This window comes from Serratia sp. A07 (assembly GCF_058725505.1).
Genome location: NZ_JBZXDO010000072.1, coordinates 1 through 6,676 on the forward strand (window position 1 = coordinate 1; position 6,676 = coordinate 6,676).

At 49.1% G+C, this 6,676-nt stretch carries 7 protein-coding genes and 2 pseudogenes; 6 read left to right on the forward strand and 3 right to left on the reverse strand.

Annotated elements, in window-relative coordinates; translation table 11 throughout:
- Nucleotides 1-380 precede the first annotated feature (380 nt).
- The 5 genes and pseudogenes from AC4PR2_RS27065 to AC4PR2_RS27085 all read left to right on the forward strand — a co-directional run bounded on the left by AC4PR2_RS27065 (nt 381) and on the right by AC4PR2_RS27085 (nt 3,610).
- Nucleotides 381-917, forward strand: coding sequence for a hypothetical protein (locus tag AC4PR2_RS27065; RefSeq protein WP_492175790.1), 537 nt, complete (start codon nt 381-383; stop codon nt 915-917).
- Between the two features lie 284 nt (nt 918-1,201).
- A complete protein-coding gene (locus AC4PR2_RS27070; protein ID WP_492175791.1) occupies nt 1,202-2,134 on the forward strand; it encodes an Rpn family recombination-promoting nuclease/putative transposase in 933 nt (310 codons plus the stop codon).
- Between the two features lie 27 nt (nt 2,135-2,161).
- Nucleotides 2,162-2,797, forward strand: coding sequence for a DUF2913 family protein (locus AC4PR2_RS27075; RefSeq protein WP_492175792.1), 636 nt, complete (start codon nt 2,162-2,164; stop codon nt 2,795-2,797).
- A 25-nt stretch (nt 2,798-2,822) separates the two neighbouring features.
- Nucleotides 2,823-3,284: pseudogene (locus tag AC4PR2_RS27080) on the forward strand (STM2901 family protein).
- The gene (locus AC4PR2_RS27085) at nt 3,284-3,610 is read left to right on the forward strand and encodes a DUF1493 family protein (RefSeq protein WP_492175793.1); all 327 of its coding nucleotides are present in this window, start codon (nt 3,284-3,286) and stop codon (nt 3,608-3,610) included. The pseudogene AC4PR2_RS27080 and the gene AC4PR2_RS27085 overlap by 1 nt, the downstream one beginning before the upstream one ends.
- 644 nt (nt 3,611-4,254) lie before the next feature.
- Here AC4PR2_RS27085 and AC4PR2_RS27090 read toward each other — a convergent pair.
- The 3 genes from AC4PR2_RS27090 to AC4PR2_RS27100 all read right to left on the reverse strand — a co-directional run bounded on the left by AC4PR2_RS27090 (nt 4,255) and on the right by AC4PR2_RS27100 (nt 5,634).
- On the reverse strand, nt 4,255-5,100 hold the full coding sequence (locus tag AC4PR2_RS27090) for a TFIIB-type zinc ribbon-containing protein (RefSeq protein ID WP_492175794.1): 846 nt from the start codon (nt 5,098-5,100) through the stop codon (nt 4,255-4,257).
- Complete coding sequence (locus AC4PR2_RS27095) at nt 5,061-5,306, reverse strand: hypothetical protein (protein WP_492175795.1); 246 nt, start codon at nt 5,304-5,306, stop codon at nt 5,061-5,063. The genes AC4PR2_RS27090 and AC4PR2_RS27095 overlap by 40 nt, the downstream gene beginning before the upstream one ends.
- 82 nt (nt 5,307-5,388) lie before the next feature.
- Nucleotides 5,389-5,634 (reverse strand): helix-turn-helix domain-containing protein, encoded by a 246-nt coding sequence (locus tag AC4PR2_RS27100; RefSeq protein WP_492175796.1) that lies wholly within the window; start codon nt 5,632-5,634, stop codon nt 5,389-5,391.
- A gap of 282 nt (nt 5,635-5,916) precedes the next feature.
- Between AC4PR2_RS27100 and recA the strand changes: the two are divergent.
- Nucleotides 5,917-6,600, forward strand: a pseudogene (gene recA, locus AC4PR2_RS27105) (recombinase RecA); the annotation flags it as partial.
- Between the last annotated feature and the right edge of the window lie 76 nt (nt 6,601-6,676).

Sequence of the window (6,676 nt, forward strand, 5' to 3'; positions counted from 1 at the left end):
CCCACCTCCTGCGGATCTTTCTCCCTACGGTTCATGATTAGGAAACCCAAAAAGGGTCGATTCAGTTTCCTAACCATCAAGGGGAAATCGACCAAGGGCTGGCCGGGCAGGGCGGTTGGGGAGTCTACCGGTAATGCCCAATCACTGAAACAGAAGCAGACCGCAACAGCTTTGGAACTTTGTCGAAAGCACGATGAAATAGATAGATGGATAGATAAGATAAACGTATAGGGCCGCTCACAGCATATGAAATTTACCCAGCAGGAAATTAAACTGTTCGATGAAATATTTAAAAGCGTCTCCGGTTATGTATTGGACTTTTCAAATAGAACGATGCGGGAGTTTTTTAAGAAGAACTTTCCATTGACATTGATAACGAAATGTATCTCGACGAAGGCGATTCAAAAGCAAAACGATTACGGTGCTTTATCAAAAAGACCGACCGCGATACAGTGTTAAAAGTTATCGATAAGCTGTGGGCTTATCGTAAATTAATGACAACAGACCCTGTCACGGCACGGGATGAAATTTTATATACTCAACTTATTGAAAGAATAAAGAATACCGACGTAGTTTCATCTCAAGGAATAATTCCACCTACCATTTCCGTCATTTATTCCATTGATGCAGGCTATTTTCTCAATGAATTGGAAACTATGAAATCAATGCCCCCGCAGCAACGAGGATACCGATTTGAAGGATGGCTTAACGAACTCTTTTCTGCATTCCACCTATCGCCCAATGCTGGGTTTAGAATTACCGGTGAGCAAATTGACGGGAGTTTCAACTTACACAATGAAACCTACCTTATTGAAGCAAAATGGCACAGTCAGAAAACTTCAGCCCTCGACCTGCATGTCTTTCAGGGGAAACTGTCGCAAAAGGCAACCTGGACGCGTGGAGTTTTTATCAGTTGACAAGGGTTTTCACCTGACGCATTTAATGCTTGGGGAAATTCAAAAAGCGTTATCTGTGTGACAGGTTATGATTTATATCACATGCTGTCGAATAATATCAGCTTGATTGACATGCTTGAGAAGAAAATACGCATCGCCGCAGAAAGAGGTGAATATTACGTCAGCATTGATAAACTTTATCCCGGAATCATTAAACCTGGCCACTCAAATTAATCATTTTCGCCAGAGAGAGCGGTTTTGATGCCAAATAGCAAGCTTTCTCCAGAATATGGTAGGATACCATCATGAAAACGACTCCAACTGCACATGATGCGCTGTTCAAACAGTTTCTGACACACCCGGAAACAGCCCGAGATTTTCTGGAGGTGCATTTGCCACCGGCATTGCGCCAGGCATGCGATCTGAATACCCTACGACTGGAATCAGGCTCGTTCGTTGAAGATGATCTACGCGCCTATTACTCTGACGTGCTCTATTCGTTGAAGGCCGGGCAGGGTGAAGGCTACATTTACGCGCTGATAGAACACCAGAGCTCCCCCGACAAACAGATGGCCTTCCGGTTAATGAGGTATGCGATTGCCGCCATGCAACGCCACCTTGCCGCCGGCAACGAGCAACTGCCGCTGGTTATCCCAATCCTGTTCTATCATGGGCAAGTCACACCATACCCATATCCGATGAGCTGGCTGCAGGCATTCAGTGATCCGGAGCTGGCCGGCCAGCTGTATAGTGGTGAATTCCCGCTGGTCGACGTCACGGTTATTCCTGACGACCAAATCATGCAGCACCGTCGCGTGGCCATTCTGGAATTGCTGCAAAAACATGTCCGTCAACGCGACCTGGCCGAGCTCCTGGAACAACTGGTCACACTGCTTTTGGCCGGTTACACTACCAATGAGCAGCTGACGTCACTGATGAATTACATGCTGCGGGTTGGTGAAACCCGCAACCCGGGCGAACTATTATCAACCCTGGCATCACGGGTGCCGGAACATGAGGATACTCTGATGACGATTGCAGAAAAACTCCGCCTTGAGGGCGAACAACGCGGCTTGCAGAAAGGTATGCTGTTAGGTGAAGAAAAAGGGCGTCAGGAAGGGATGCTTGAAGGCAAACTCGAAGTTGCCCGGACCATGCTAGCCAACGGCCTCGATCGCGATTCGGTGATGAAAATGACCGGGCTGACCGCTGACGACTTGGCCCAAATTCGCCACTAATCCCAACTTCGACGGGCAGGGTAGCCATTGACAGATAAAACCGCATCCGTATCCCCGGAAAACACCACCTCAGCGCTCAGCCATCTGGCGTTCTGCGCCCTGGCGGCGCTGGGGCTGGCTCGCCAGGACGGTATCGCCGGCACACCCTATGCCGAAAACCTGTTCCTGATCCGCTGGCTAGCCACAGCCCAGAAGCAAAAACGCTTCCCCAGAAGCCTGGCGATAGACATCCGGTGGTTACTCGACCGTGGCCGTAAACACGGCCCGGCGGGCAAACTGTGCCAGCATCTTGACTATCTCTTACGCTCCTGCAGCGGCAACCTGGCCGCTCAGTCTGACCTGTTCCGGCTCACCTACGCCTCCGAAACCCTGAAAGATCGGGACTGGGACAACTATGTGATGGATGCCCACGAGTGGCGGTCGGAAACCACCCTCACACCGTCCCAGCAAAGCGGTTTTTACGTCGAAAAAACGGCGCTCAATGCCGCCTTCTCTCAGGATGGCCATCACCTGCAGCCGGTCTCTTTTCGCATTGTCGGCGATGTCGATACGTCCATTCAGGTCATGGCAGAGTATGGACTGCAGGCCCGCCTTGCAGACAGCAAGCCGACATATCAAACGATAACACTGGAGCCAAGCGAGCACAGCAACGCGCCAACCTGACATCCCCTACGGTAAAGGATAACCTATGGATACGGTTGAGGAATTAAACGGTACGTATTTCTACAAGGGATATACCCAGTTGACGCCCCAGCAGCTGTGGTGGCTTATCACCGTCGATGCGCTCCGTGAACATCTGGGGATCAGCGTTGCCGATGCCGTCCTGATCGCATCAGGACAACCCTGGCTTCCCACGCGCCAAAAGCCGGGGACCGCCACACCAGGCACGTCAATCGCCTCACGACTGTCACGGAAACACCTGGATAAGCCTTTGCCGAAAGGTATCCGTTTACCGACACTGGTGGGCGAAACCCCACAGCGTCTGCACATCAGCTACGTGAATAACTGGGGCAAATTTATCGGCCGCAATGTTCCCTGGCTGGGGTAAGCCCTGTCGGCCTGGACCATTTTCGCGATCGGCCGCGATGTAAAAGACCGTTTCAACCTCATCGCCCGTCCGGCAGACAGAATTCAGTGGACCTATTTTTGATGATGAAGACGCCCGCGCAAATAGAGCAAGAGATCATTGATTATTACTATGAAAATTTCAGCCCGCGGAAGTATGTCTTCTGGGGCCCGAAAGTGCCGGTAACCCTGGACACACGCTTGCGGGAAGATCTCAAGATTGGTTGGGATGATGGTGACGATGCGATCAACACCTACCTGGCCATATGGCATGTCGATCCGGCCGGCATGGAATGCACTCATTATTTTGCCCCAGAGTTTTTCGGTTCAAAGGTGCCCGAACAGCCCCTAAAACCGCTCACAATAAGAATGCTGGTCGAATCGGCCAAAGCCGGACATTGGTTGTATTAACTATTGAATTATGGCCATGCCTGAATACCATTCACTTAACTCTGTACAGGAAATGTATGGGCTGCTTTCTGTATTTATTCAGTAATCACGTCATACGTTACCATTAAAGCTGCACCGCCCGCCTGTTCCAGTTTTTTCTTAGCATCTTACCGATATACTCGTCAGGCATCCAGGACTCTACGCGAACAACCACTTTACCACTACGCAATTTTGAAATATTATCCTCTAATTCATGTATGCACAACATATCCATATTTCCTCCATTAAATGAGTGCATATTTTACACCCCCAATTATGAAAGGGAAACACTATAGATATAAACATGTCGCATTTACGCACACATAGGCGTTCATAATAATGAATTGGAACACCTTTAATGTTATTTTCTACCAGCTAAAACATAGCTAACCAAACTTAGAAATCCGGCTATCGTACTAACGACGCCGAAGATAAAAGCGGGTATAACCTCCCTATATTTACTTTGTGAACCTTGCACAAAGAACACACTTAAAAATATGGCAGCCATCAAAAATAGCACCACAACAAAAACACATAATATCTTTCTATCCAGAATTGAACTCCATAGCATGATTATCCATTTAATTAATATACCCATTATTTAATGAATGCCATCCATACAGAAATCAAATTCTTCCATCACAGAAACTACAGCCAACAAGAGAACTCATATCCCCTACTGAAGTCGAGCTTCCACCACAGAATTCACAATTACTAATGGAATCATGAAATGTCAGACATCCCGTGCAAAGATATCCACCTCCATATTCGCAAACCGTCTCGTAACCGTCACAGTCAGAGCAGCTGGCAGGCAATCCCGATTCACTATATTCATCGTGTCGACCAACCCACTCATCCAGCAAGTCATAACGACTTTCCTCATGGTTACAGCTTCTACAGATAAAATCCGCTTCCCCGTCATCCTCAATTCTCTGTCTGGACTGACATTCAGGGCAAGTAGCATAGATATCCGCACGGCGACCGCAAACATTACAAGACACCTCATAAAGTGGGTTTCCGCTCTCTCCATTTATAATAATCTCTACGGCGGCTTTCTTATTACAGTGATAGCAGTTGTGTATTACACAACCATTGTCGATGAGTTTTTTTAACTGAGGTTTGATATACCTAAATTTAGCGTCAGAATAAAATTTCGAGCTGCGCAGCATTTTACCTTCATCCAACGCCAGCTTTGAATCTAATACACCCTCAAAATGATAATACCAACTATCACGCATTAGCCTATTAAGAGCAAACCAGGCATCAGCCTGTTCTGTAAGTATTTGCTTCTGATCTGAATCAGTAAATGAAGAGTGAAAAAAATGAACTACCCGGTTACGGTGATTTCTAATTTTATTAAACTTCTCTATCGTTTCCGGCGGCAAGGGAGATTCTAATACCTCAGCAAGACGAGCGCATGTTTCATCATAAGTCACAGACTGAAAATCACCGCATTTATATTTACTGCGCACAAATTTTTTCCGGAACAGACCAGTGTCCAATGTTCATGTGCCAATGGTACTTTGAGAAGGATCTCCACAGCTGTCCAGAAACTGACAATTGAAAATTTTGGCTCCAAGCCATCAAGCTCTTGACGGGCTTTTCCCAGAAAATCCAAGCCATTATTAATTAATGCCTGAACATCCTTGGAAGGTACACCATGAGTGTCATCGATCATTACAATACATCCTGTTGATTTTTTCGGCGTGAAAGCGGCTGGTAAAGCTGCAATACCAAGGATAGCGCTCACCTAAAAAGTATTACAATATGCTGTTATCAATAGCCAGCATTCTTACACGTTGTCGTAACTTTTCTGCCGGTAGTGCATCAATCTCCGGTAACAGCGCGGCCAATGACAGCGCCTGAATGGCTAACTCTATCGCCCTCGGCGGGTTTCCATGCTCATAACGAATGTAGGTACGCATCGAAATACCAAACTCCTTTGCCGCCTGTTCTTGCGTCCATCCCAGACCAGTCCTCCACAGCTTCAGTTCGAACCCCGTCATTATCCACTCTCACACTAATATGACATTTTGACATATTTTAGCCTTCTATACTGTTGAAAGCCAGCAGGTTAAATAACCAAAAGACGTTATCCACAGATTTGGGGGATAACCTGTGCGCATCGCCGGTAAAAATATTTTCCTTAAAAATGAGTATGTTGTGTCAGAGTATCTGTTCTCCTCGCCACCACCCTTGCCATTCCTCGTCAGATTTATATTATACTGGCTATATATACAGTATTATTATAATGACGCATTCGGTTTCCGACCAGAGGAGAACACACAATGAGCAACGCATCACGCACTCGCACACCGCAGGACAAGGCCACCACGCAGGAAAGTCACGCCAAAGCCCTGCAAAGCGCCATCACCGCCATCGAGAAGGCGTTCGGCAAGGGCGCCATCATGCGCCTGGGCGACAACCACGGCATGGCCGCCGAACGTATCCCGACCGGCTCGCTCGGCCTCGACATCGCACTCGGCGGCGGCCTGCCGATCGGCCGTATCACCGAAATCTACGGCCCCGAGTCGTCCGGCAAGACCACCGTCGCCCTGTCGGTCATTGCCTGCGCCCAGCGCGCCGGGCTGCAGTGCGCCTTTATCGATGCCGAGCACGCCCTTGACCCGCGTTACGCGCAGCAACTGGGCGTCGATATCGGTGAACTCCTCATCTCCCAGCCCGACACCGGCGAGCAGGCGCTGGAAATCTGTGATGCGCTGGTACGATCCGGCGCCGTGGCCGTGGTGGTGGTCGATTCCGTCGCCGCCCTGGTGCCGAAAAACGAGCTGGAAGGCGAGATCGGCGACGCTCAGATGGGGCTGCAGGCCCGCATGATGAGCCAGGCGATGCGCAAGCTGAAGGGCAGCATCAACACCACCCGCACGGTGGTGATCTTCATCAACCAGCTGCGCATGAAGATCGGCGTGATGTTCGGCAACCCCGAAACCACCGCCGGCGGCAACGCCCTGAACGGTAGCACGCCTACGGCGTGAGCTCGTCTGCTGCGCAGCCGAAGTCCTTTCCACCCTCATCGCCGTATTTTAT

Bases quoted from the DNA above. Each gene is read 5' to 3' on its own strand.
- AC4PR2_RS27085 (WP_492175793.1), top strand. From the start codon at position 3,284: ATGATGAAGACGCCCGCGCAAATAGAGCAAGAGATCATTGATTATTAC.
- AC4PR2_RS27095 (WP_492175795.1), bottom strand. From the start codon at position 5,306: ATGATCGATGACACTCATGGTGTACCTTCCAAGGATGTTCAGGCATTA.
- AC4PR2_RS27070 (WP_492175791.1), top strand. From the start codon at position 1,202: ATGAAAACGACTCCAACTGCACATGATGCGCTGTTCAAACAGTTTCTG.
- AC4PR2_RS27065 (WP_492175790.1), top strand. From the start codon at position 381: ATGTATCTCGACGAAGGCGATTCAAAAGCAAAACGATTACGGTGCTTT.
- AC4PR2_RS27100 (WP_492175796.1), bottom strand. From the start codon at position 5,634: ATGACGGGGTTCGAACTGAAGCTGTGGAGGACTGGTCTGGGATGGACG.